The following is a 22430-nucleotide window of genomic DNA, read 5'->3' on the forward strand; positions in this document are numbered from 1 at the left end:
AGACGGGGTGGGAGAGTAGGACGCCGCCGGACAACCATTCACAGGAAGGGCCCCCACCACCCGGTGCGGGGCCCTTTCTGCATTCCCGGGGCGATGTCGACGCCGCGGACCCGGAGGAATGCCGCACGGCCCCGGTTCCGTCACCACGGAACCGGGGCCGTGGATGGAATGCCGTCGTCGGCTGTCAGGGGACGATGCGGCGGAGGCCGGTGAAGGAGAGGACCGCCGTCACGGCCGCCAGGGCCACCGGGATGGCGACGGCGAGGGTGAGCACGGACTCGTCGACGAGCCAGCTGCCGACGTCGCCCCACCAGCCCCGCCAGGAGACCAGGACCGCGAGGCCGCCGAAGACCACCATCGCGCCGATCACCAAGCCCCAGATCCCGAACTGCCCCCAGCGCTTCATCACCACGCCGATGGCGACGCCCAGGAAGGCCGCGGCGAGCATCGGGGCGCCGGAGACGAGGACCTACAGAGCCGTGTTGTCGACGTCCATCTGCCCCGGGGCCCAGAAGTTCAGCCTCATCCCCCAGCCGCCGGTCGCGTCCTCGATCGACGTCAGGACCGACAGCGCGACGCCGTACGCGAGCGCCGCGGCCACCGCGGCCAGGGCGGTCCCCAGGTAGAAGGTGCGCCGGCTGAGGCTCATGCCCATCGCGAACGGCAGCACCTGGGTGACCGACTGGACGAAGACGACCAGCACCGTGATGTAGAGCGAGGCGACGCCTCCGGTGATGCCCCCTCCCGGCTGGGTGCCGGCGTCGGTGAGCGACCAGACCGCCAGGTTGATCGCGAAGCTGAGCGACACGACGCCCCAGGGGATCCCGACGGTCAGCAGCGGGTTCATCGAGTGCAGCCGGGCGGCCGCGAGGACACGGTTCATCGAGTGGCTCCCTCGAAGGGCGTGGACGGGCGGGCGGTGCGGGCTGCCGCGGCCGCGGACGGCGTCCCGGCGGGACGCGTGCTGAGCGCGACCACGAGCTGCTGCAGCGAGGTGGGCTCGACCGTCAGCCCGGCCGCGGCCAGGTCCCCGGGGTCCACCGGCCGGCACAGCCGCACGACGGCGCGGGCGGACCCGCCGAGGGCGTCGGTGGTGAGGAGCTCGTGCTCCTGCGCCAGGGCCGCCACCCGCTCGGCGGGCCCGGTGACGGTGAGGGCCGAGGCGCGCAGGCGCTCGGCGTCGTCGTCCAGGAGCACCCGGCCGGCGTCGAGGAGCACCACGTGCTCGAGCAGGCCGCTGATCTCCTCGATGAGGTGCGTGGACAGCACGATCGTGCGGGGCTGTTCCGCGTAGTCGGCGATCAGCCGGTCGTAGAAGAGCTGCCGGGCGACGGCGTCGAGACCCAGGTACGGCTCGTCGAAGAACGTGACCGGCGCCCGGGAGGCCAGCCCGATGGTGATGCCGACGGCCGAGACCATGCCGCGGGAGAGCTTGACGACCGGCCGGCGCGCCGGCAGGTCGAAGTCGGCGACCAGTGCGCGGGCCAGGTCCTCGTCCCAGGTGGGGAAGAGGGTGGCGGCCGCGGAGAGCGCGTCGCGCACCCGGAAGTGGTCGGGGTAGCGCTGGCTCTCCTTGACGAAGCAGACCTGCTGCAGGACGGCGTCGTCCTCGTAGGGGTCGGCGCCCAGTACCCGCACCCGGCCGCTGGTGGGCACCCGGTGCCCGGCGAGCAGTTGCATGAGCGTGGTCTTGCCGGCCCCGTTGCGGCCGAGCAGGCCGGTGATGCCGTCGGTGGCGAAGCCGGTGGTGACGCCGTCGAGAGCCGTGTGCTCCCGGTACCGCATCGTCACGTCGGTGAGCGTGGCGGCGGCGTCGCTCACCGCTCGTCCTCCCAGCGGTCGATCATGGTGGCCAGCTCGCGGGTGGAGATGCCGAGCTTGTGGGCCTCGGTCATCAGGGGGCGGACGTACTGGTCGGCGAACTCGCTGCGGCGGCGCTTGAGCAGCTGCTCGCGGGCGCCCGTGGCGACGAACATCCCGACTCCTCGTCTCTTGTAGAGGACCCCGTCGGCCACCAGCTGGTTGAGGCCCTTGGCCGCGGTGGCGGGGTTGATGCGGTGGAAGGCGCTGAGCTCGTTGGACGAGGGCGCCTGGCTCTCCTCGGCGAGGGAGCCGTCGACGATCGCGTTCTCGATCTGGGCGGCGACCTGCCGGAAGATCGGGCCGGCGTCCTCGTTCACCGGGGGTGCCGGCCACTACCAGGGTCCCCGAGGTCCCTGGGTTCATTACTCATGTAATGAACCGTAGAACCGGTTCGTCGACGGCGTCAACCCCGGCTACGGTCGCGCTCGTGGACGACGTCGTCAGGCCCTTCACCGTCGACGTGCCGGCAGACGCGGTGGAGGACCTGCGCCGCCGGCTCCGGAGCACCCGCTGGCCGGACCCGCCGACGGCGGAGGGCTGGACCCAGGGCGTCCCGCTGGACGTGCTGCAGGAGGTCTGCCGGTACTGGGGCCAGGAGTACGACTGGCCGGCCCGGCAGGCGCGGATCAACGCGTTCCCGCAGGTGGTCACCGAGATCGACGGGTTGCCGGTGCACGCCCTGCACGTCCGCTCGCCGCACCCGGACGCCCTGCCGCTGGTCCTTACCCACGGCTGGCCCGGCTCGGTGGTCGAGTTCCTCGAGGTGATCGGCCCGCTGACCGACCCCGAGGACCCGCGCGACGCCTTCACCGTCGTCGTCCCGTCGCTGCCCGGCTACGGGTGGAGCGGGAAGCCGGCGGCACCCGGCTGGGGGCCGGCGAGGACCGCCGACGCCTGGGCGGAGTTGATGCGCCGGCTCGGGCACGAGCGCTTCGGCGCGCAGGGCGGGGACATCGGGTCGTTCGTGTCGGCCAACCTGGGCGCGCGGCACCCCGACCGGGTGGTCGGGGTGCACCTGAACATGGTGGTGACCGTCCCGCCGGAGGGCCGGAGCGAGTTCGACGAGCGCGAGCAGCGGGCGCTGGACCGGATGCGGGCCTTCCGCGACGACGGCTCGGCCTACAGCCACCAGCACCGCACCCGGCCGCAGACGCTCGGCTACGGCCTCACCGACTCCCCGGCCGGCCAGTGCGCGTGGATCCTCGAGAAGTTCCACGCCTGGACCGACACCGGCGGCGACCCGGTCGGGGTGCTCGGCGTCGACCGGCTGCTCGACGACGTCTCGGTGTACTGGTTCACCGGCACGGCGACGTCGTCGGCGCGGATGTACTGGGAGATGGCGCGGGCGCCGGGGGAGCGGACGCCGCGGGTCGACGTCCCCAGCGGCGTGTCGATGTTCCCCGGCGAGATCTTCGTGCCGCCCCGCGCGTGGGCCGAGCGGCAGCTGACCGACCTGCGGGCCTGGCGCGAGCACGACAGCGGCGGGCACTTCGCGGCGATGGAGCGGCCGGCGGAGCTGGTGGCCGACGTCCGGGAGTTCTTCCGCCCGCTCCGGTAACCGCCGCGACACATCGGGGAACTAGCGTCCGGGCTCCGCCGACCCCGGAGGACCCCGCGTGCACCTCTCCCCGCACGAGCAGGAGCGCCTGCTGCTCTCCTACGCCGCCGACCTCGCCCGCCGACGGCGCGCGAGGGGGCTGCTGCTGAACCTCCCGGAGGCGACGGCGATCGTCACCGACCACGTGCTGGAGGGCGCCCGCGACGGCGTCCTGGTCGCCGAGCTCGTGCAGTCGGGCCGCACGGTCCTCACCCGCGACGACGTCATGGACGGCGTCCCCGAGCTGCTGGAGGAGGTGCAGGTGGAGGCGACCTTCCCGGACGGGACCAAGCTGGTCACGGTCCACCAGCCCATCCCGTGATCCCCGGCGAGGTGATCCCGGCCGAGGGCGTCATCGAGACGCTGCCCGGAGCCCCGCGGACCGAGCTCGAGGTGACCAACACCGGCGACCGGCCCGTGCAGGTGGGCTCGCACGTCCACTTCGCGCAGACCAACCGGGCGCTGCGGTTCGACCGGGACGCCGCCCGCGGCCACCGGCTCGACGTCGCCGCCGGCACCGCCGTCCGGTTCGAGCCCGGCATCACCCGCACCGTGACGCTGGTGCCGCTGGCCGGCGCGCGCGTCGTCCCCGGCCTCACCGCCGAGGGAGGGCTCGGCTGATGGTGCAGCTGTCCCGCGAGCGCTACGCCCAGCTGTACGGGCCCACCACCGGCGACCGGATCCGGCTGGCCGACACCGACCTGCTGATCGAGGTCGAGGAGGACCGCTGCGGCGGCCCTGGCCGGGCCGGTGAGGAGGCGGTGTTCGGCGGCGGCAAGGTCATCCGCGAGTCGATGGGGCAGGGCCGCGCCACCCGGGCCGAGGGCGCGCCCGACCTGGTCATCACCGGCGCCGTCGTCCTGGACCACTGGGGGGTCGTCAAGGCCGACGTCGGCGTCCGCGACGGGCGGATCGTGGCGCTGGGCAAGGCCGGCAACCCCGACACGATGGACGGCGTCCACCCGGACCTGGTCATCGGACCCGGCACGGAGGTGATGGCCGGCAACGGGCGGATCCTCACCGCCGGCGGCATCGACTGCCACGTCCACTTCATCTGCCCGCAGATCGTGCCGACGGCGCTGGGCTCGGGCGTCACGACGCTCATCGGCGGGGGCACCGGCCCGGCGGAGGGCTCGAAGGCCACCACGATCACCCCGGGCGACTGGTACCTGGCCCGGATGCTCGAGGCGATGGACCCGTGGCCGGTCAACGTCGCGCTGCTGGGCAAGGGCAACACCGTCTCGCAGGAGTCGATGGAGGAGCAGCTCCGCGGCGGGGCGAGCGGGTTCAAGCTGCACGAGGACTGGGGCTCGACGCCCGCGGCGATCGACGCCTGCCTGACCGTGGCCGGGCGCAACGGCGTCCCCGTGGCGCTGCACTCGGACACGCTCAACGAGGCCGGCTTCGTCGAGGACACCCTGGCCGCGATCGCCGGGCGGTCGATCCACGCGTACCACACCGAGGGGGCCGGGGGCGGTCACGCGCCGGACATCATCACCGTGGCCGGACACCCGAACGTCCTCCCGAGCAGCACGAACCCGACCCGGCCGCACACCGTGAACACCCTCGACGAGCACCTCGACATGCTCATGGTCTGCCACCACCTGGACTCGTCCGTGCCGGAGGACCTCGCCTTCGCCGAGAGCCGGATCCGGCCGACGACGATCGCCGCCGAGGACCTGCTGCACGACCTCGGCGCCATCTCGATGATCGGCTCGGACGCGCAGGCGATGGGCCGGGTGGGCGAGGTGGTCCTGCGCACCTGGCAGACGGCGCACGTGATGAAGCGCAAGCGCGGGTCGCTGGCCGGCGACGGCGCCGCGGACAACGCCCGCGCCCGCCGGTACGTCGCGAAGTACACGATCTGCCCGGCGGTGGCGCACGGCATCGACGGCGAGGTGGGCTCGGTGGAGCCGGGCAAGCTCGCCGACCTCGTGCTGTGGGACCCCCGGTTCTTCGGCGTCCGCCCGCACGCGGTGCTCAAGGGCGGGGTCATCGCGTGGGCGCAGATGGGCGACGCCAACGCCTCCATCCCGACGCCGCAGCCGCAGCTGCCGCGGCCGATGTTCGGCGCGTACGGGAAGGTGCCGGCGCTGACCTCGCTGCACTTCGTCGCGCCCGCCGCGCTGGAGGCAGGGCTCGGCGACCGGCTGGCCATCGACCGGCGGCTGGCCGCGGTCACCGACACCACCCGGCTCACCAAGGCGGACATGCCGGAGAACACCGCGCTGCCGGAGATCCGGGTCGACCCGGACACCTTCACGGTGACCGTGGACGGCGAGGTGTGGGAGCCCGAGCCGGTGCGCGAGCTGCCGATGGCGCAGCGGTACTTCCTGTTCTAGAGGACACCTCGCCCCATGTCTTCAGCGTTGCTGACCCTGGCCGACTCGCGGCTCCCCGCGGGCGGGCACGCGCACTCCGGCGGGGTGGAGCAGGCGGTCGCGGCCGGGCTGGTGCGGGACCCGGCATCGCTGGCCGCGTTCCTGCTGCGCCGGCTCGCGACCTCCGGTGCGGTGGCGGCGGGTCTCGCCGCCGCCGCGTGCCGAGGGGAGGACCTCGCGGCGCTCGACCTGGAGGCGGACGCGCGGACGCCGTCGCCGGCGCTGCGGGCCGCGTCGCGGCAGCAGGGGCGCGGGCTGGTGCGGGTGGGCCGCCGGGCGTGGCCCTCGCCGGCCTGGGACGCGCTGCCCGCCGCGCCGCACCACCCGGTCGCGATCGGGGTCGCCGCGGCCGCGGGCGGGCTGGCCGCCCGGGACGCCGCCGCGGCGGCCGCCTACCTGTCGGTCAGCGGCCCGGCGACGGCGGCCCAGCGGCTGCTCGCCATGGACCCGCTCACCGTCGCCGCCGTCACCGCGCGGCTCGCGCCGGAGATCGACGCCGTCGCCGAGGACTGCCTCTCGCGCGCGAATGGCGAGATCCCCGCCGACACCGACCCGCTCCTCGACCTGCTGGCCGAGGTGCACGCCACGAGAGGGGACCGCTTCTTTGCCTCCTGACCACAACGTCCAGGACTACGTCGACGCGGAGGTCCCGCACCGGCACGGCGGGCCGCTGCGCGTCGGGCTCGGCGGCCCGGTCGGCTCGGGGAAGACCGCGCTGGCCGCCGCCCTGTGCCGCACGCTCGGCGCGGAGTACGACCTCGCCGTCGTCACCAACGACATCTACACGACCGAGGACGCCGACTTCCTGCGCCGCAACGCCGTCCTCCCCGACGACCGGATCGAGGCGGTGCAGACCGGCTGCTGCCCGCACACCGCGATCCGCGACGACATCACCGCCAACCTCGACGCCGTCGAGCTGCTCGAGGCGCGCCACCCCGGGCTGGAGCTGGTGCTCGTCGAGTCCGGCGGGGACAACCTGACGGCGAGCTTCAGCTACGGGCTCGTCGACGTGCAGGTCTTCGTCGTCGACGTCGCCGGCGGGGACAAGGTGCCGCGCAAGGGCGGGCCCGGGGTCACCGCGAGCGACCTGCTCGTGGTGAACAAGACCGACCTCGCGCCGCTGGTGGGCGCCGACCTCGACGTGATGCGGCGCGACTCCGCGGTGGTGCGCGGGGACAAGCCGACCCTGCTCGTCTCGCTGCGGGAGGACCCGGCCGCCACGGAGGTGGCCGAGTGGGTGCGCGAGCAGGTGCGGGCCCGCCGGCCGCAGCGGGCGTGAGGACCCGGGTCGAGGTCGTCGCGCGGCGCGGGCCCGGCGGGCGCACGGTGCTGCCGGTGGTCCGCGCGAGCGGGCAGCTGGCGGTGCGCCGGACCGGTCCGTCCGCCGTCCACCTGGTGGCGACGGCGTTCGGCCCGCTGGGCGGAGACGACGCGGAGGTCCGGCTGGTGGTCGAGGAGGGCGCCACGCTGGCGGTGCGCTCGGTGGCCGCCGCCGTCGCGCTGCCCGCCCGCGAGGGCGACCGGCCCTCGGTGCAGCGCGTCGTCGCCGAGGTGGCCGGGCAGCTGGACCTGCGGATGGAGCCCACCGTCGTCACCGCCCGGGCGCACCACCGGGCGGGGCTGGCGGCGTCGCTGGCGCCCGGCGCCCGGCTCACCGCCACCGAGCAGGTGCTGCTCGGCCGCACCGGCGAGGAGCCGGGCCGGTGGACCGGCACCACGCGGGTGGTCGCCGACGGGCGGCCGCTGGTGCACACGACCGTCGGCCTGGGGCCGGGGGCGCCGGCCTGGCTGCCGCCGGTCGCGCCGCGCGCCTACGCGTCCACGGTGCACGTGGGGCAGGCTGCCGGGGTGCTGACCGCCGACGACGCCGTCCGCCTGCCGCTGGAGAACGGGTGGGTGGCCACCGCGTGGGGCGCCGAGCTGCACTCCGTGGTGCGCGCGGTGGAGGCGGTGGCGTGACGCTCGTCGTCCGGGCGCGGCGGGTGGTGCTGCCCGGCGGCGAGCGCGCCGCCGCGGTGCACACCGCCGACGGCGTGGTCACCGCGGTCACCGGCTTCGACGACGTCCCGGCCGGCGCGGTCACCCTCGCCGACGACGAGGTGCTGCTGCCCGGGCTGGTCGACAGCCACGTGCACGTCAACGAGCCCGGCCGCACCGAGTGGGAGGGCTTCGCCACCGCCACCCGGGCCGCGGCCGCCGGCGGGATCACCACGATCGTGGACATGCCGCTGAACTCCGTGCCGGCCACCACCACGGTCGAGGCGCTGCGGGTCAAGCGGGAGGTGGCGGCCGGGCAGGTCGCCGTCGACGTCGCCTTCTGGGGCGGCGCGGTGCCCGGCAACCTCGCGGAGCTGCGGCCGATGCACGAGGCCGGCGTCGTCGGGTTCAAGTGCTTCCTGCTCGACTCCGGCGTCCCGGAGTTCCCGCCGCTGGACGACGCCGGGCTGCGCGCCGCGCTGGCCGAGCTGGCGTCGTTCGACGGGCTGCTGATCGCGCACGCCGAGGACGAGGCGGTGATCGGCGCGGCGCCCGAGCCCGCCGGCGTCAGCTACGCGGCGTTCCTCGCCTCCCGCCCGCCCGCGGCGGAGGAGACGGCGATCGGCCGGCTGGTCGACGCCGCGCGGGACACCGGCGCGCGCAGCCACGTCGTCCACCTGGCCGACGGCGACGCGCTGCCGCTGCTGCGCGCCGCGCGGGCGTCCGGCGCGCGGATCACCGCGGAGACCTGCCCGCACTACCTGACGTTCGCCGCCGAGGAGGTGCCCGACGGCGACACCGCGTACAAGTGCTGCCCGCCGATCCGGGAGACGGTGCACCGGGAGGCGCTGTGGGGTGCGCTGACGGCCGGCGACGTCGACATGGTGGTCAGCGACCACTCACCCTGCACGCCGGAGCTCAAGCGGCTCGACGTCGGCGACTTCGGCCTGGCGTGGGGCGGCATCGCGGGGCTGCAGGTGGCGCTGCCGACGGTGTGGACCGGCGCGCGGGCCCGCGGGGTGCCGCTGGCGGAGGTGGTGCGCTGGATGTCGGCGGCGCCGGCGCGGCTGGCCGGGCTGCCGGGCAAGGGCGCGATCTCCGTCGGGAGGGACGCCGACCTGGTGGCCTTCGCGCCGGACGAGCGGTTCACCGTGAGCCGGCTCGAGCACCGCAACCCCGTGACCCCGTATGCGGGGCGGGAGCTCACCGGTGTCGTCCGGCGGACCTGGCTGCGGGGGCGCGAGGCCGACGGCAGCCCCCTCGGCCGGCTGCTCGACCGGGGGAGCCGCTGACGAGACCCGCCATCCGCGCGCGAATGGCGGAACCGGTCAGGACTGCTGCTCGCCCTCCTCGCGGGCGGCCTGGTCCATGATCTTCGGGTCGTCGGTGGAGCCGCCGGCGGGGTCGGCGTTGCCCAGCGCGGTCTCGGCCGGCATCTGCCGGACGTGCTCGCGGGCGCGCTCGCGCAGGTCGTCGGTGGGTTCGGACACGGGGCCTCCTCGGATCTCTCGCTGACCCCGGCCCCCTACCCCGCCCGTGCGACAGTGACCCCCGCCGAACCCCGAGGAGCCCCGTGAGCGACCCGTTCGACCTGCCCGACCTCGCCGTCCGCACCCAGGGCGGCGCCGTGGTCGCCGCCAACGACGAGTTCTTCGCCGGCAAGGAGAACCTGGTCCTGCCCGGGCCGGCGCGGGCGCGCGACGACTTCGGCGCCCGCGGCAAGGAGTACGACGGCTGGGAGACCCGCCGGCGGCGCGAGCCCGGGCACGACTGGGCGGTCGTGCGCCTCGGCATGCCGGGCGTGGTGCACGCGGTCGTCGTCGACACCGCGTTCTTCCTCGGCAACTACCCGCCGCGGGCCGCGCTGGAGGGCGCCTCCGTCGAGGGGCACCCCCCGGCGTCCGCGCTGGCCGACGCCGACTGGTCCCCGCTGCTGCCGCTGTCGGACCTGGCCGGCGGGACGGCGAACCGCTTCGCCGTCGAGCCGGGGCCGCGGGTGACGCACGTGCGGCTGTCCATCCACCCCGACGGCGGCGTCGCGCGGCTGCGGGTGCACGGCGAGGTCGTGCCCGACCCGCGCCTGGTCGACGCCGGCCCGTGCGACCTCGCCGCGCTGGAGAACGGCGGCCGGGTGACCGGGGTGAGCAACGCCTTCTACGGCAGCCCGCACCAGCTCATCGGCCGTGGCGAGGCCCGCTCGATGGGCGAGGGCTGGGAGAACGCCCGCCGCCGCGACGACGGCAACGACTGGGTCGACGTGGCGCTGGCCTGCGAGGGCACCGTGACCCTCGCCGAGCTCGACACGTCGTGGTTCCTCGGCAACGCGCCCGGCGCGGCGGCCCTGACCGGCCGGACGGCGGACGGCGCCGAGGTGGAGCTGCTGCCCCGCACGCCGCTGCAGCCCGACACCCGGCACCGGTTCGTCCTGCCCGGCGACGCCGCGGTGACCGCGGTGCGGCTGGACGTCTTCCCCGACGGCGGCATGGCCCGGCTGCGGCTGTGGGGCCGCCCGACCGAGGCCGGCCGCGCCGCCCTGCGGCAGCGGTGGGAGGCGACGACGCGCGGGTAGGGCCGGTCCGTGGCTCACTCAGGTTCGGTGATCGCGATCACGGGCTCCACCGACGGCATCGGCCGGGCGGCCGCGCGGCGGCTGCTGGGCGACGGGCACACCGTCGTCCTGCACGCGCGCAGCGAGGCCCGCGGCGCCCCGGTCGCCGAGGAGCTCGGCCGGCTCGGCGACGTCCGGCTGGTCACCGGCGACCTGGCCGACCTCGACCAGGTGCGTTCGCTCGCCGGGCAGCTCGGGGAGCTGGACGTGCTCGTGCACAACGCCGGCGTGTGGCCGCCGGACGGCGCGCCGGTCAGCGCGCAGGGCCACGAGCTCGCGTTCGCCGTCAACGCGCTCGCCCCGCACCTGCTCACCGCCCTGGCGCACGAGCGGGTCCGGGAGCGGCTGGTCTTCCTCGGCAGCGGCATGGTCGGCTCGGGCCGCGTCGACCCGGACGATCTTGGCGGCCCGCGGGAACCGGGGCGCGCCTACGCCGACTCCAAGGCGCTCGACGTCGTCCTGTCCCTCGGCTGGGCCCGGCGCCTGCCGCACCTGCGGGTGGGCGCGGTCGACCCGGGCTGGGTGCGCACCAAGCTGGCCTCCCCGGGCGCGCCGGGCGACGTCGAGGACGGCGGCGCCCGGGTGGCGCTGGCCGCGGCCGGCGACTGGCCCGGCGGCTACACCGCCGGCCGCCGTCCCGCGCGGACGCCGCGCGCCCTGGAGGACCCGGCCCTGCAGGACCGCGTGCTGGCCGCGATGGACCGGCTGGCGGGGATCAGGTCCGGGTGACGTGCTCCGGGCGGACGGGGACGCGGCGCAGCGGCAGGCCGGTCGCCTGGCGGATCGCGGCGAGCACCGCGGGGCCGGAGGAGATGTTGGGTGCCTCGCCGACGCCGCGCAGGCCGTAGGGCGCGTGCGGGTCGGCGTACTCCAGCACCTCGATGCGCATCGGCGGCATGTCGAGCACGGTCGGGATGAGGTAGTCGGTGAACGACGGGTTCTGCACCCGGCCGTCGCGGACCAGGATCTCCTCCATCACCGCCAGGCCCAGCCCCTGCGCGGTGCCGCCCTGGATCTGCCCGACGACGGCCTGCGGGTTGATCGCCTTGCCGACGTCCTGCGTGCAGGCCATCTCCACGACCTTGACCAGGCCCAGCTCGGTGTCGACGTCGACCACGGCCCGGTGCGCGGAGAAGGCGTACTGCACGTGCGCGAAGCCCTGGCCGGTCTCGGGGTCGATCGCCTGGGTCGGCCGGTGCCGCCACTCGACGGTCTCCTCGACCGCCTCGTCGCCGAGCACGTCGGCCAGCGGGAGCGCCACGCCCTCGAGGTCGGACACGACCTTCCCGCCGTCCAGCCGCAGGTCGGCCACCGGCCGGCCGACGGCGGACCGCGCGAGCTCCAGCACCCGGCCGCGGACCGCCTCGCACGCGGCCTTGACCGCGCCGCCGGTGACGTAGGTCTGCCGGGACGCCGAGCTGGACCCGGCCGACCCGACGCCGGTGTCCTTCGGGTGGAGCACGACGGCGTCCACGCCGAGCTCGGTGCGGGCGATCTGCTGCTCGACGGTGACCAGGCCCTGGCCGACCTCGGCCGCCGCGGTGTGCACGGTCGCCACCGCCTCGCCGCCGACCACCTCCAGCCGCACCCGCGCGGTCGAGTAGTCGTCGAAGCCCTCGGAGAAGGCCACGTTCTTGTAGGCGACGGCGTACCCGACGCCGCGGCGCACCCCCTCGCCGTGGGTGGTGTTGGAGACGCCGCCGGGCATGTGCCGCAGGTCGACGTCGTCGCCGGTGGCGGGCGCCGGGGGCAGCGGCATCGCCTCCAGCCGGCGCAGCAGCTCCGCGACGGGCGCGGGGCTGTCGACCACCTGGCCGGTGGGCGTCTCCGAGCCCTGCTCCATCGCGTTGCGGCAGCGCAGCTCGACCGGGTCCATGCCGAGCTCGGCGGCGAGCGCGTCCATCTGCGCCTCGTAGGCGAAGGCGGTCTGCACCGACCCGAACCCCCGCATGGCGCCGCACGGCGGGTTGTTGGTGTACGCGCCGTAGCAGTCGACGTGCACGTTGGGGACGACGTAGGGGCCGATGCCCATCGTGCCGCCGTTGCCCACGACCGCCGGCGTGCTGGAGGCGTAGGCGCCGCCGTCGAAGTGGATCTCCGCCTTCACGTAGACCAGGTCGCCGTCGCGGGTGGCGCCGTGCTCGTAGCGCATGGTCGCCGGGTGGCGGTGCACGTGGCCGAAGAAGGACTCCTCGCGGTTGTAGGACATCTTCACCGGCCGGCCGGTGTGCAGCGCGAGCAGGCAGGCGTGCACGTGCATCGACAGGTCCTCGCGGCCGCCGAACGCGCCGCCGACGCCGGCCAGGGTCAGCCGCACCCGCTCCGGCGGCATGCCCAGCGCCGCGCAGACCTGGCGCTGGTCCACGTGCAGCCACTGGGTGGCCACGTACAGGTCGACGCCGCCGTCCTCGGCGGGCACCGCCAGCCCGGACTCCGGGCCCAGGAACGCCTGGTCCTGCATGCCGACCTCGTACTCGCCGACCACGACGACGTCCGCGGTGGGCGCGGGGTCGCCCTTGCGGACCTTGAGGTGGCGCACCAGGTTGCCGTGCGGGTGCAGGTGCGCGCTCTCCCGGCTGAGCTCGGTGACCTCGGCCGGCGCGTCGTGCACCTGGTTCCAGGTGGGGTGGCCCAGCGCCGCGCGGGCGTCGGTGACCGGCTCCCAGACGTCGTAGTCGACGACGATCCGCGCCGCGGCGCGCCGGGCGGTGTCGGGGTGGTCGGCGGCGACCAGCGCCACCGGCTCGCCCTGGTAGCGGACGACGTCGAGGGCGAGCACCGGCTGGTCGGCCAGTTCGAGGCCGTAGACCTTCTCGCCGGGGACGTCGTCGGAGGTGAGGACGGCGTGCACGCCGGGGACGGCCAGCGCCGGGCCGACGTCGATCGAGCGGATCCGGGCGTAGGGGTGGGGGCTGCGCAGCGTGACGCCCCACAGCATGTCGTCGGTCCACAGGTCGCTGGCGTAGGCGAACTCGCCGCGGACCTTGAGGACGCCGTCGGGGCGCTGCGCGTCGGTGCCGACCCCGCCGCCGCCGCTGCCGGGGCCGGTCAGGTGGGAGGGGGCGCCGCTCGGGGCGCGGGTGGGGGTGCTCATCGCGCGTCACCTGCCATGCGGTCGGCCGCGAGCCGGACGGCGTCCAGGATCTTCTCGTAGCCGGTGCAGCGGCAGAGGTTCCCGGCCAGCGCCTCGCGGATCTCGGCGTCGGCGGGCCTGCGGCCCTCGTCGCGGGCGCGGCGGACCAGGTCGTCGGTGGCCACCAGCAGCCCGGGCGTGCAGAAGCCGCACTGGACGGCGCCGGCCTCGAGGAACGCCTCCTGGACCGGGTGCAGCCCGTCCTCGCCCGCCAGCCCCTCGACGGTGCCGACCTCCCGGCCCTGCGCCTGCCCGGCGGCGACCAGGCAGGCGCACACCGGCAGCCCGTCGAGGTAGACGGTGCACGAGCCGCACTCGCCCTGCTCGCAGGCGTTCTTCGAGCCGGGCAGGCCCATCCGCTCACGCAGCACGTACAGCAGGCTCTCGCCCTCCCAGACGTCGTCCACCTGCTGCGGCGTGCCGTTGACGGTGCAGGTCAGGCGCACGTCGGGTCCCCCTTCCGGTAGTCGGCCCAGGCCCAGGTCAGCGTGCGCCGGGCCATGACCGAGAGTGCGTGGACGCGGTAGCGGGCGGTGCCGCGGACGTCGTCGATGGGCGCCGCCGCCCCGGCCACCAGCTCGCCGAAGCGGGCGGCGGTGGCCGGCGGCAGCTCGGCGCGGGACTCCCACAGGCCGTCGAGCTCCCCGGCGAGGAACTCCTCGGCGGCGGGGGCGCGGCGCGGCGTGGGCGCCGCCGACCCGATGCCGGTGCCGACGGCGCGGCGGTCGGGGTGCAGCGCCAGCCCGAACGCGGCGACGGCGATGACCATGGCGTTGCGCGTGCCGATCTTGCTGTACTGCTGCGGGCCGGCGGGCGGGGTGATCCGCACGGCGGCGATCAGCTCGTCGTCGGCCAGCGCGGAGCGCTTGACGCCGGTGTAGAACTCGGCGACCGGGATCCGGCGGGTGCCGCGGACCGACGCCACCTCGACCTCGGCGCCGGCGGCCAGCAGCGCGGGGTGCGCGTCGCCGGCCGGGGAGGCGGTGGCCAGGTTGCCGCCGACGGTGCCCCGGTTGCGGATCTGCGGCGAGCCGATGGTGCGGGCGGCCATCGCCAGCCCCGGCAGCCGGTCGCCGAGCTCGGCGATGACCCGGGCGTAGGGGACGCCGGCGCCCAGCCGCACGGCACCGTCGTCGGGCTCCCAGGTCTGCAGCTCGGCGACCCGCGTGAGGTCCAGCAGCAGCGGCGGACGCAGCCGGCCGAAGTTGATCGCGACCATGACGTCGGTGCCCCCGGCGATGGGCACGGCGTCGCGGTGGGCGGCCTTCGCCTCCAGCACCTCCGCCCACGTCGTGGGCTGCAGGAAGTCCATCGTCGCTCCTGGTCGGATCAGGCGGGCCGGGTTCCCGGGGGACGGTCACGGTAGCCCCGGTTCGTTCCGGCCGGGTTGCCTGACGGCACGTGGCGACTCGCCGTGTTCACACGCGGTCGGCAGGATGCCGCGGGTGGAGACGACCGCCGACCTGCTGGTGCCCTCTGCCGACCTGCTCGTCCACGATGCCGACCTGCTCGCCACCGTCGACGACGGCCGGCGGGAGATCGCCGGCGGCTGGGTCGCCGTGACCGGCGGGGTGGTGAGCGGGGTCGGCGGGCCCGGGGACCCGCGGCCGGTCGCGGCCCGCACGGTCGACGCGCGCGGCTGCCTGGTGACGCCCGGGCTGGTCAACACCCACCACCACCTGTACCAGAACCTCACCCGCTCGTTCGCGCCCGCGCTGACCGGCGGGCTCTTCGAGTGGCTGGTCACCCTGTACCCGCTGTGGGCGCGGCTGGACGAGGAGGCCGCGTACGTGTCGGCCTACGTCGGGCTCACCGAGCTCGCGCTGGCCGGCTGCACCACCTCGACCGACCACCTCTACGTGCACCCGCGCGGTGCCGGCGACCTGATCGGCGCCGAGGTGCGCGCGGCGCAGGACCTCGGCGTGCGGTCGCACTTCACCCGCGGGTCGATGTCGCTGTCGGTGAAGGACGGCGGGCTGCCGCCGGACTCCGTCGTCCAGGACGACGACGAGGTCCTGGCCGAGTCGCAGCGCCTGGTGGACGCCCACCACGACCGCTCCCCGCACGCGCTGACCCGCATCGCGCTGGCGCCCTGCTCACCGTTCAGCGTGTCGACGGAGCTGATGACGCGGACGGCGGAGCTGGCCGAGCGGCTCGACGTCCGGCTGCACACCCACCTCGCCGAGACGCAGGACGAGGACGCGTTCTGCCTGGAGCGCTTCGGCCGCCGCCCGGTCGACTACCTGGCCGACGTCGGCTGGATGTCCGACCGGGTGTGGCTGGCCCACGTGGTGTGGCCCTCGGCCGAGGAGGTGACCCGGCTCGGCGCTGCGCGGGTGGGTGCCGCGCACTGCCCGTCGTCGAACATGGTGCTGGGCAGCGGCCTGTCGCCGGTGGCCGAGCTGCGGGCGGCCGGGGCGCCGGTGGGGCTGGGCGTGGACGGGTCGGCGTCGGCGGACGCGGCGTCGCTGTGGCTCGAGGCCCGGACGGCGATGCTGCAGGGCAAGCTGCGGCACGGCGCCGGGTCGTTCGGCGCCCGCGACGCGCTGGAGATCGCCACCCGCGGCGGCGCCGCCTGCCTCGGGCGCACCGGCGAGATCGGGGAGCTGTCGGTGGGCGCGTGCGGCGACCTGGCCGTCTGGCCGCTGACCGGGCCGGCGTTCGCGGGTGCGCTGAGCGACCCGGTGGAGGCGTGGCTGCGCTGCGGGCCGGTGGCCGCGCGGCACACCGTCGTCGGCGGGCGGTTCGTGGTGGAGGACGGCGTGCCCGTGCACCCCGGCCTCGACGAGCAGCTCGCCGTCCACCGCCGGGTGAGCGAGCGCATCCAGGCGCCCCTGTAGTCGCCTTTCGCGCGCGAAAGGCGGATCAGAGGGCGGCGGCGAGGGCCTCGAGGTCGTCGAGGGTGCCGTCGACGTGCGGGGACACCCGCAGCACCCAGCCGGTCAGCTCCGCCGGCGCGCGACCGGGCTCGACCGCCGTGGTGACGACGCCGTGCTCGGTGAGCAGCCGCGCCCGGGTGGCGACGACGTCGACGCCGTCCGGCGGGCGCAGCGTCGTGGTCGCGGTCGGCTCGTCGAGCGGCTCCACCACCCGCCAGCCGCCGGCGCCGTCGAGGACCCGCCGCGCCGCCCGGCCCAGCGCGGCCAGCCGCTCGCGCACCCGGTGCGGGCCCGCGGCCAGGTGCTCTCCGACGGCGAGGACCAGCCCGACGCGGCCGGCCACGTGCGCCTCGCCGCTCTCCAGCGCGCGCAGGGGCGGCAGGTCGGCCGGGGCGGGGAGGGCCGGGACCAGCTCCGCGGCCACCGCCGGCCGCGCGCACAGGACACCGACCCCGCGCGGGCCGGCCAACCACTTGCGCGAGGTCGAGTAGACGACGTCGGCGCCGAGGTCGACGTCGACGTGCCCGAGCGACTGGGCGGCGTCGAGCACCAGCGGCACGCCGTGCGCCCGGCACAGCGCCGCGACCTCGGCCGCCGGCTGGACGACGCCGCGGTGGCTGGCCACGTGCGTGAGGTGCACGAACCGCGGCGGGCCGGCGGCCAGCGACCGCTCGAGCGCGGCGACGTCGACCCGCCCGTCGCCGTCGACGGCCATCGGCTCGGGCACCAGCCCCGCGGCGCGCAGCAGGGCGGCGTTCGGCGCGTACTCCCCGGGCGGGCAGGCCACCCGTGTGCCGGCCGGCAGCCGCCAGGCGGCCAGCAGCGCGGTGAGCGCGGCCTGCGCGGACTCCACGAAGACGACGTCGGCGGCGGCCATGCCGACCAGCCCGCCGATGACGCTGCGGCCCTGCTGGAGCAGGTCGCCCGCGGTCGCCTCGGCCACGTAGCCGCCGAGCTCCGCCTCGTGCCGGGCGTGGTGCGCGACCGCCTCGAGCACCCGGTTGCTCTGCCGGCTGCAGGCCGCCGAGTCCAGGTGCCGGCCCGCCGGGCGGGGGCGGGCGGCGCGCCAGGAGTCGGCGAGGTCGTCGTGGGGGAGCAGCAGGTCGAGCGCGGTCACTCCCTGACGCTAGGACAGCTGCCCGCGGACGATGGAGACCCCGGAGTGGGCCGGGTCGCCGTCGAGCGGCTCCACCGAGACGTCGACGACCGGGTACTCGGCCAGGTCCAGGCCCGCGGGCAGCTCGAACTCCTCGGTGCCCGCGCGGACGACGCCCAGCGGGACCAGCCCGGACACCGACTCCGTCAGCAGCCACGCCTCGTAGTAGCCCTCCTCCGGCGCGCCGGCGGTGAGCTCGACCTGCAGCACCCGCGTGCCGTCGGCCCGCTCGACCACCTCGGCGCGTCCGGAGGCGTCGCTGCCCTCCAGCGGGTCGAGCACGGTCGCGGCGACCGGCTCGCCGGCGTCGTCCCGGCTGCCGAGCGCGACCGCCCCGGCGCCGATGGCCAGCCCCGCCACCAGCGCCGCCGCGGCGGCGAGCGCCAGCCGCGACCGCCGCGGCCGCAGCGGCACGACCGGCACGACCGGCGCAACCGGCGGGATCGGCTCGTCCGGCTCGTGGAGCACCGGCTCCTCGGGCACCGGCGGGGCCCCGGGAACGGGCGGCGCCACCGGGACGACGTCGGGCACCGGGCCGGCCGGGGGCCCCGACGTCGCGACGACGCCCGGGCGCGGCGCCACGCGCACCCCGGTGGCCGCGGCGATCCGCGCCCACAGCGACGGCGGCGGCGCGACCGGCGGCCCGGAGGCGGCGAGCTCCGGCACGGCCAGCGCGTCGCCGGCCCGGCGCAGCCGCGCCACCTCGGCGCCGCAGGCCGCGCAGCCGGCCAGGTGCGCGGCGTCGTCGGGGAGCGGCTCGCCGAGCGCGGCCAGCGCGAGGTCCTCAGGCGTGCAGTGCGGCACCGCCCACCTCCAACCGGTCGCGCAGGCGCTCGAGGGTGCGCCGGATGTGGCTCTTGACCGTCCCCAGCGGCAGGCCGGTGCGCTCGGCGATCTGCACGTGCGTGAGGTCGGCGAAGAAGGCGAGCTCGATGATGCCGCGCTGCGGCTGGCCGAGGCGGTCCAGCTCGCCGAGCAGCAGCACCCGGTCGGCGACCGTGCTGTCCACCGGGGCCTGTCCGCCGGGCGGCGCCGCCTGAGCCTCGGCCAGCGCGGCCTCGGCGGCGCGCCGCTGGCGGTCCCGCCGCGCCCACGTGTCGGCGATCTTGTGGCGGCAGATGCCGACCAGCCAGCCCGGCAGCGGGCCCTGGTCGGCGCGGTAGCCGGCCCGGCCGGTCCAGGCGGAGACGAAGGTCTGCTGGGTGACGTCCTCGGCGTCGGGCCCGGGGCCGAACGCGCGCACCCCCATGCCGTGCACCAGCGCCGCCCACCGCTCGTAGGCCCAGGCCAGCGCCTGCTCCTCGCCCGCGGCGAAGCGCCGGGCGACCTCGGCGTCGTCCGGCTCGGCCGCGCCCGAGGGCGCCGGCTCCGCCTGGCTGTCCACCGCACCGACCCTAGGGCCCGCCCGGCCGGTCCGGGGCTCGAGGAGCCCGGTCACGGCGCCGGCTCCGCCACCCCGACGTCGCCGCGGTGGCTGCCGACGCCGGGGAGGAACGGTCCGCCGCAGGTGACCGGCGTCAGCCGCGGCGGCCCCTCGCGCGTGGGGAGCAGGTCCACCGGCAGCGCCTGCTCGTCCAGCAGCTCCCGCGCGACCACCCGCCACCGCGTCGTCGCGCCGGCGACGGGAACGAGGCCGAGGGTGCGGGTCCGGGTCACCGGGTCCTCCGGGATCGGGGGCTGGCACCTCCTCTTCCGGCGTCCCCGCAGGTCCGGATGCAGGGACCTCAGCCGGGGGTGGACAGCGAGACGGCGAAGTCGCCGTCCGGGTCGGTCCACCAGTGCGTCGTCCGCAGGCCGGCCGCCGCCAGCTCGGCCTCGACGCCCTCCCGGCGGAACTTCGCCGACACCTCGGTGCGCATCTCCTCGCCCGCGGCGAAGCGCACGGTCAGGTCCAGCGCCGGCACGGTGACCACCTGCGCGGTCCGCGCGCGCAGCCGCATCTCGATCCACTCGTCCGCCGGGTCCCACACCGCGACGTGGTCGAACGCCGCCGGGTCGAAGTCGGCGCCGAGCTCGCGGTCCAGCACCCGCAGCACGTTGCGGTTGAACTCCGCGGTGACGCCGGCGGCGTCGTCGTAGGCGCGGACCAGCCGGCCGGGGTCCTTGACCAGGTCGGTGCCGAGCAGGAAGGAGTCGCCCGGTGCGAGCGTGCCGGCCAGCTCGGCCAGGAACGCCGTCCGCGGGCCGGGTTCGAGGTTGCCGATCGTCGAGCCGAGGAAGGCCACCAGCCGCCGCCCGCCGCGGGGCAGCAGGCCCAGGTGCGCGGTGAAGTCCCCGACGACGGGGTCGACGGCGATGCCCGGGTACTCGGCGGTGACCGCCTCCGCGGCGGCGGCGAGCACCGACGGGTCGACGTCGCAGGGGACGAACCGCCGCAGCGTGCCGGCCCGGGTCAGCGCGTCCAGCAGCAGGCGGGTCTTCTCCGACGTGCCGCTGCCCAGCTCGACGAGCACCTCGGCGCCGGAGGCCGCGGCGACCTCCCCGGCGTGCGCGGCCAGCACCGCCCGCTCGGCGCGGGTCGGGTAGTACTCGGGCAGCCGGGTGATCTCGTCGAACAGCTCGCTGCCGTGGGCGTCGTAGAACCAGCGCGGCGGCAGCGCCTTCGGCGTCGCGGTCAGCCCGGCGAGGGCGTCGGCGCGCAGCGCGGCCGCGACGTCGGCGGGGGCGAGGTGGCGGGTCGTCGTCACGGGTCTCCTCGGCTCGCGGGCGGGTCAGGTCAGCGGGGTGACGGTCAGGCCGTCCGGGGTCACCTCGACCAGCGAGCGGTCGGGCACGTCGGTCCACGCGGGGTCGTCGTCCCAGGGTTCGCTGGCCAGCGCCGTCCCCTCGGCGGTGACCAGGGCGGAGAGCGTGTCGCCCCAGGTCGTGGCCAGCAGCCGGGTGCCGTCGGCGGCGAGCAGGTTGAGCCGGGCGGCGGGGTCGGCGGCGGCCACCTCGCGCACGGTGTCGCCGAGCCGGTCCGGGCCGCGGGAGAACACGAGCGCGGCCAGCAGCGCGCTGTCCACCGTCGACTCGGCGTCGCGCACCGGCGGGAGCGCCGCGCGGTCGACCCGGCCGTTGTGCGACAGCAGCCAGCGGCCGTCGGTGAACGGCGCCGCGGCGCTCTCCTCCAGCGGCATGCCCACCGTCGCCGAGCGGACCGCGGCCACCACGCACCCGGACTCCAGCACCGGCGCCACCGAGGCGAACGACGGGTCGGCCCACAGCGGCCGCGCCGAGCGCCACCGCACCGGCTCCGCCCGACCGGGGGCGAAGAAGCCGACGCCCCAGCCGTCGGCGTTCACGGTGCCGTACCGCTGCCGCCGCGGCGCCCAGGACTGCACCAGCAGCGACGACGGCGGCTCGAGGACCAGTGAGGCCACCGACCGCGGCCGCCCCAGCCAGGCGAGGTGACGGCACACGGTCAGGCACCCGCCTCGTCGACGTCCCACGCCAGCCGGATGCCGCTGAACACCTGGCGCCGCACGGGGTGGTCCCAGTTGCGGAACGACGGCCGCAGGATGGAGGGGTCCACCGCCCACGAGCCGCCGCGCAGCACCCGGTAGTCGCCGCCGAAGAAGGGCGCCGAGTAGTCGGCGTAGAGCATCGGCGTGAACCCGGGATAGGCCTCGAAGCCCGACGACGTCCACTCCCAGACGTCGCCGACCGCCTGCTCCACGCCGTACGCCGACGCACCCGCCGGGTAGGCGCCCACCGGCGCCGGGCGCAGCGCCGACCCGCCCAGGTTGGCCAGCGCCGGCGTCGGGCCGCCGTCGCCCCAGGGCCAGCGGCGCCGGCGGCCGGTCGCCGGGTCCCACGCGGCGGCCTTCTCCCACTCCGCCTCGGTGGGCAGCCGGGCGCCGGCCCACGCCGCGTACGCCTCGGCCTCGAAGAACGTGACATGCTGGACCGGCTCGTCGGGCGGGACGTCCTCGAGCACGCCGAAGCGGGTGCGGGCGCCGCCCGGGCCCCAGTACAGCGGCCGCTCGAGCCCGGCCTCCTGCCGGTGCGCCCAGCCCCGCGGCGACCACCAACCGGGGGTGTCGTAGCCGCCGTCGGCGACGAACGCCGCGTACTCGGCGTTGGTCACCGGCACCCGGCCGATGCGGAAGGCGGGCACGTCGACCACGTGCGCGCCGCGCTCGTTGTCCAGCGCGAACGGCTCGTCGGCGGCGTCCACGCCCATCACGAACGGCCCGGCGGGCACGGGCACCGACGTCCCGGCCACCCCGGGCCGGCCGGCCGGCAGCGGGCCGCCCGTGCCCAGCACCGGCGGACCGACGCGCAGCCCGAGCGTCTGCAGCATCGTCTCGGTGTGCTGGGCCTCGTGGCTGACGACCATCGCGACGTCGAACGGGTCGTCGTCCGGCCCGGCGCGCCCGATCCGGTCGAGCACCCGGCCGCGCACCTCGGCGACGAACGAGCGCGCCTCCACCGGCGGCAGCAGCGGCAGCCGGTCCCGGACCGCGCGCGGGTGGGTGAAGGCGTCGTAGAGCGCCTCGACGGCGGGCGGGAGCAGGCCGGCGCGGCGGGCGTCGCCGTGGCGCAGCAGCCACAGGTCCTCCTGCTGGCCGACGTGCGCGAGGTCCCACACCAGCGGGCTCATCAGCGGGCTGTGCTGGCGCAGCAGCTCGGGCTCGTCGAGGTCGGTGAGCAGCAGCGTCCGCTGCCGGGCGGTCTCCAGTTCGCGGGCGAGCCGCTCGTGCGTCGTGCTCACGGGTGCACCTCCGGGTCGACGGGGGCGGTCTCGGTGGCGGTCTGCGGGGCGGTCTCGGTGGCGGCGGCCAGGGCGGCCGCGGGGCCGCCGTCGCCGGCGTCGCCCGCGAGGACGTCGCCGGTGCCGCGGCCGCGCCCGGC

The 22430-nt window shown here is 76.4% G+C and carries 26 protein-coding genes; 11 read left to right on the forward strand and 15 right to left on the reverse strand.

Going from position 1 to position 22430, the window contains the following annotated elements; all coding sequences use genetic code 11:
• Positions 1-184 precede the first annotated feature (184 nt).
• Genes ACFO3M_RS21950 through ACFO3M_RS21965 form a run of 4 tightly spaced genes read right to left on the reverse strand, consistent with a single transcriptional unit; the run spans position 185 to position 2180 of the window.
• Positions 185-448 (reverse strand): hypothetical protein, encoded by a 264-nt coding sequence (locus ACFO3M_RS21950; RefSeq protein WP_387994099.1) that lies wholly within the window; start codon positions 446-448, stop codon positions 185-187.
• Between the two features lie 21 nt (positions 449-469).
• Positions 470-883 (reverse strand): hypothetical protein, encoded by a 414-nt coding sequence (locus tag ACFO3M_RS21955; protein WP_387994102.1) that lies wholly within the window; start codon positions 881-883, stop codon positions 470-472.
• The gene (locus tag ACFO3M_RS21960; protein ID WP_387994105.1) at positions 880-1821 is read right to left on the reverse strand and encodes an ABC transporter ATP-binding protein; all 942 of its coding nucleotides are present in this window, start codon (positions 1819-1821) and stop codon (positions 880-882) included. The genes ACFO3M_RS21955 and ACFO3M_RS21960 overlap by 4 nt, the downstream gene beginning before the upstream one ends.
• Positions 1818-2180, reverse strand: coding sequence for a GntR family transcriptional regulator (locus tag ACFO3M_RS21965; protein WP_387994108.1), 363 nt, complete (start codon positions 2178-2180; stop codon positions 1818-1820). Before ACFO3M_RS21965 ends, ACFO3M_RS21960 begins: the two co-directional genes overlap by 4 nt.
• Before the next feature lie 110 nt (positions 2181-2290).
• On the opposite strand from ACFO3M_RS21965, the gene ACFO3M_RS21970 reads away from it, so the two are divergent.
• The 8 genes from ACFO3M_RS21970 to allB are packed head-to-tail and all read left to right on the forward strand — an operon-like array spanning position 2291 to position 9110.
• A complete protein-coding gene (locus ACFO3M_RS21970) occupies positions 2291-3421 on the forward strand; it encodes an epoxide hydrolase family protein (protein ID WP_387994111.1) in 1131 nt (376 codons plus the stop codon).
• Between the two features lie 58 nt (positions 3422-3479).
• Positions 3480-3782 carry an urease subunit gamma gene (locus tag ACFO3M_RS21975; protein ID WP_387994115.1) on the forward strand — a complete coding sequence of 101 codons (303 nt, stop codon included), beginning with the start codon at positions 3480-3482 and terminating at the stop codon, positions 3780-3782.
• Positions 3779-4081 carry an urease subunit beta gene (locus ACFO3M_RS21980; RefSeq protein WP_387994118.1) on the forward strand — a complete coding sequence of 101 codons (303 nt, stop codon included), beginning with the start codon at positions 3779-3781 and terminating at the stop codon, positions 4079-4081. Before ACFO3M_RS21975 ends, ACFO3M_RS21980 begins: the two co-directional genes overlap by 4 nt.
• Positions 4081-5802: an urease subunit alpha gene (locus ACFO3M_RS21985; RefSeq protein WP_387994121.1), complete on the forward strand. Its 1722-nt coding sequence runs from the start codon at positions 4081-4083 to the stop codon at positions 5800-5802. The genes ACFO3M_RS21980 and ACFO3M_RS21985 overlap by 1 nt, the downstream gene beginning before the upstream one ends.
• 15 nt (positions 5803-5817) lie before the next feature.
• A complete protein-coding gene (locus ACFO3M_RS21990; RefSeq protein WP_387994124.1) occupies positions 5818-6456 on the forward strand; it encodes an urease accessory protein UreF in 639 nt (212 codons plus the stop codon).
• Positions 6446-7120, forward strand: a complete 675-nt coding sequence (gene ureG, locus ACFO3M_RS21995; RefSeq protein WP_387994127.1) for an urease accessory protein UreG — start codon at positions 6446-6448, stop codon at positions 7118-7120. Before ACFO3M_RS21990 ends, ureG begins: the two co-directional genes overlap by 11 nt.
• On the forward strand, positions 7117-7800 hold the full coding sequence (locus ACFO3M_RS22000; protein ID WP_387994130.1) for an urease accessory protein UreD: 684 nt from the start codon (positions 7117-7119) through the stop codon (positions 7798-7800). The genes ureG and ACFO3M_RS22000 overlap by 4 nt, the downstream gene beginning before the upstream one ends.
• Positions 7797-9110, forward strand: a complete 1314-nt coding sequence (gene allB / locus ACFO3M_RS22005; protein WP_387994133.1) for an allantoinase AllB — start codon at positions 7797-7799, stop codon at positions 9108-9110. Before ACFO3M_RS22000 ends, allB begins: the two co-directional genes overlap by 4 nt.
• 36 nt (positions 9111-9146) lie before the next feature.
• Here allB and ACFO3M_RS22010 read toward each other — a convergent pair whose 3' ends face one another.
• Complete coding sequence (locus tag ACFO3M_RS22010; RefSeq protein WP_387994136.1) at positions 9147-9308, reverse strand: hypothetical protein; 162 nt, start codon at positions 9306-9308, stop codon at positions 9147-9149.
• An 83-nt stretch (positions 9309-9391) separates the two neighbouring features.
• On the opposite strand from ACFO3M_RS22010, the gene alc reads away from it, so the two are divergent.
• Together alc and ACFO3M_RS22020 are read left to right on the forward strand one after the other, a co-directional pair.
• Positions 9392-10387 carry an allantoicase gene (gene alc, locus ACFO3M_RS22015; RefSeq protein ID WP_387994139.1) on the forward strand — a complete coding sequence of 332 codons (996 nt, stop codon included), beginning with the start codon at positions 9392-9394 and terminating at the stop codon, positions 10385-10387.
• A 27-nt stretch (positions 10388-10414) separates the two neighbouring features.
• The gene (locus tag ACFO3M_RS22020; protein WP_387994142.1) at positions 10415-11155 is read left to right on the forward strand and encodes an SDR family NAD(P)-dependent oxidoreductase; all 741 of its coding nucleotides are present in this window, start codon (positions 10415-10417) and stop codon (positions 11153-11155) included.
• Here the strand turns inward: ACFO3M_RS22020 and pucD are convergent.
• Genes pucD through ACFO3M_RS22035 form a run of 3 tightly spaced genes read right to left on the reverse strand, consistent with a single transcriptional unit; the run spans position 11142 to position 14871 of the window.
• Entirely contained in the window at positions 11142-13520 is a 2379-nt protein-coding gene (gene pucD / locus ACFO3M_RS22025; protein ID WP_387994145.1) for a xanthine dehydrogenase subunit D, read from the reverse strand. The two genes, ACFO3M_RS22020 and pucD, sit on opposite strands and share 14 nt — an antisense overlap.
• Positions 13517-14005 carry a (2Fe-2S)-binding protein gene (locus ACFO3M_RS22030; RefSeq protein ID WP_387994148.1) on the reverse strand — a complete coding sequence of 163 codons (489 nt, stop codon included), beginning with the start codon at positions 14003-14005 and terminating at the stop codon, positions 13517-13519. The genes pucD and ACFO3M_RS22030 overlap by 4 nt, the downstream gene beginning before the upstream one ends.
• Positions 13996-14871 (reverse strand): FAD binding domain-containing protein, encoded by an 876-nt coding sequence (locus tag ACFO3M_RS22035; RefSeq protein WP_387994151.1) that lies wholly within the window; start codon positions 14869-14871, stop codon positions 13996-13998. Before ACFO3M_RS22035 ends, ACFO3M_RS22030 begins: the two co-directional genes overlap by 10 nt.
• Before the next feature lie 133 nt (positions 14872-15004).
• Between ACFO3M_RS22035 and ACFO3M_RS22040 the strand changes: the two genes are divergently transcribed.
• A complete protein-coding gene (locus ACFO3M_RS22040; protein WP_387994154.1) occupies positions 15005-16399 on the forward strand; it encodes an 8-oxoguanine deaminase in 1395 nt (464 codons plus the stop codon).
• Positions 16400-16424: 25 nt separating this feature from the next.
• Here ACFO3M_RS22040 and egtE read toward each other — a convergent pair whose 3' ends face one another.
• The 7 genes from egtE to egtB form a co-directional block, all read right to left on the reverse strand.
• On the reverse strand, positions 16425-17555 hold the full coding sequence (gene egtE, locus ACFO3M_RS22045) for an ergothioneine biosynthesis PLP-dependent enzyme EgtE (RefSeq protein WP_387994157.1): 1131 nt from the start codon (positions 17553-17555) through the stop codon (positions 16425-16427).
• 9 nt (positions 17556-17564) lie between these two features.
• Positions 17565-18398, reverse strand: coding sequence for an anti-sigma factor (locus ACFO3M_RS22050; protein WP_387994159.1), 834 nt, complete (start codon positions 18396-18398; stop codon positions 17565-17567).
• A complete protein-coding gene (locus ACFO3M_RS22055; protein WP_387994162.1) occupies positions 18379-18978 on the reverse strand; it encodes an RNA polymerase sigma factor in 600 nt (199 codons plus the stop codon). Before ACFO3M_RS22055 ends, ACFO3M_RS22050 begins: the two co-directional genes overlap by 20 nt.
• A gap of 50 nt (positions 18979-19028) precedes the next feature.
• A complete protein-coding gene (locus ACFO3M_RS22060) occupies positions 19029-19250 on the reverse strand; it encodes a sortase family protein (RefSeq protein ID WP_387994165.1) in 222 nt (73 codons plus the stop codon).
• A gap of 68 nt (positions 19251-19318) precedes the next feature.
• A complete protein-coding gene (gene egtD / locus ACFO3M_RS22065; RefSeq protein WP_387994168.1) occupies positions 19319-20281 on the reverse strand; it encodes an L-histidine N(alpha)-methyltransferase in 963 nt (320 codons plus the stop codon).
• A 24-nt stretch (positions 20282-20305) separates the two neighbouring features.
• Positions 20306-20995 (reverse strand): ergothioneine biosynthesis protein EgtC, encoded by a 690-nt coding sequence (gene egtC / locus ACFO3M_RS22070; RefSeq protein ID WP_387994171.1) that lies wholly within the window; start codon positions 20993-20995, stop codon positions 20306-20308.
• Between the two features lie 2 nt (positions 20996-20997).
• Positions 20998-22290: an ergothioneine biosynthesis protein EgtB gene (egtB, locus tag ACFO3M_RS22075; protein WP_387994174.1), complete on the reverse strand. Its 1293-nt coding sequence runs from the start codon at positions 22288-22290 to the stop codon at positions 20998-21000.
• Between the last annotated feature and the right edge of the window lie 140 nt (positions 22291-22430).

Origin of the sequence: Geodermatophilus arenarius, from assembly GCF_042654585.1 — a bacterium.
In the GTDB taxonomy this organism is placed as follows: Bacteria; Actinomycetota; Actinomycetes; order Mycobacteriales; family Geodermatophilaceae; genus Geodermatophilus; species Geodermatophilus arenarius.

Coding starts and splice junctions, on each gene's coding strand:
- ACFO3M_RS21950 (WP_387994099.1), bottom strand. CDS start 448: ATGCTCGCCGCGGCCTTCCTGGGCGTCGCCATCGGCGTGGTGATGAAG.
- ACFO3M_RS21955 (WP_387994102.1), bottom strand. CDS start 883: ATGAACCGTGTCCTCGCGGCCGCCCGGCTGCACTCGATGAACCCGCTG.
- ACFO3M_RS21985 (WP_387994121.1), top strand. CDS start 4,081: ATGGTGCAGCTGTCCCGCGAGCGCTACGCCCAGCTGTACGGGCCCACC.
- ACFO3M_RS21990 (WP_387994124.1), top strand. CDS start 5,818: ATGTCTTCAGCGTTGCTGACCCTGGCCGACTCGCGGCTCCCCGCGGGC.
- pucD (WP_387994145.1), bottom strand. CDS start 13,520: ATGAGCACCCCCACCCGCGCCCCGAGCGGCGCCCCCTCCCACCTGACC.
- ACFO3M_RS22035 (WP_387994151.1), bottom strand. CDS start 14,871: ATGGACTTCCTGCAGCCCACGACGTGGGCGGAGGTGCTGGAGGCGAAG.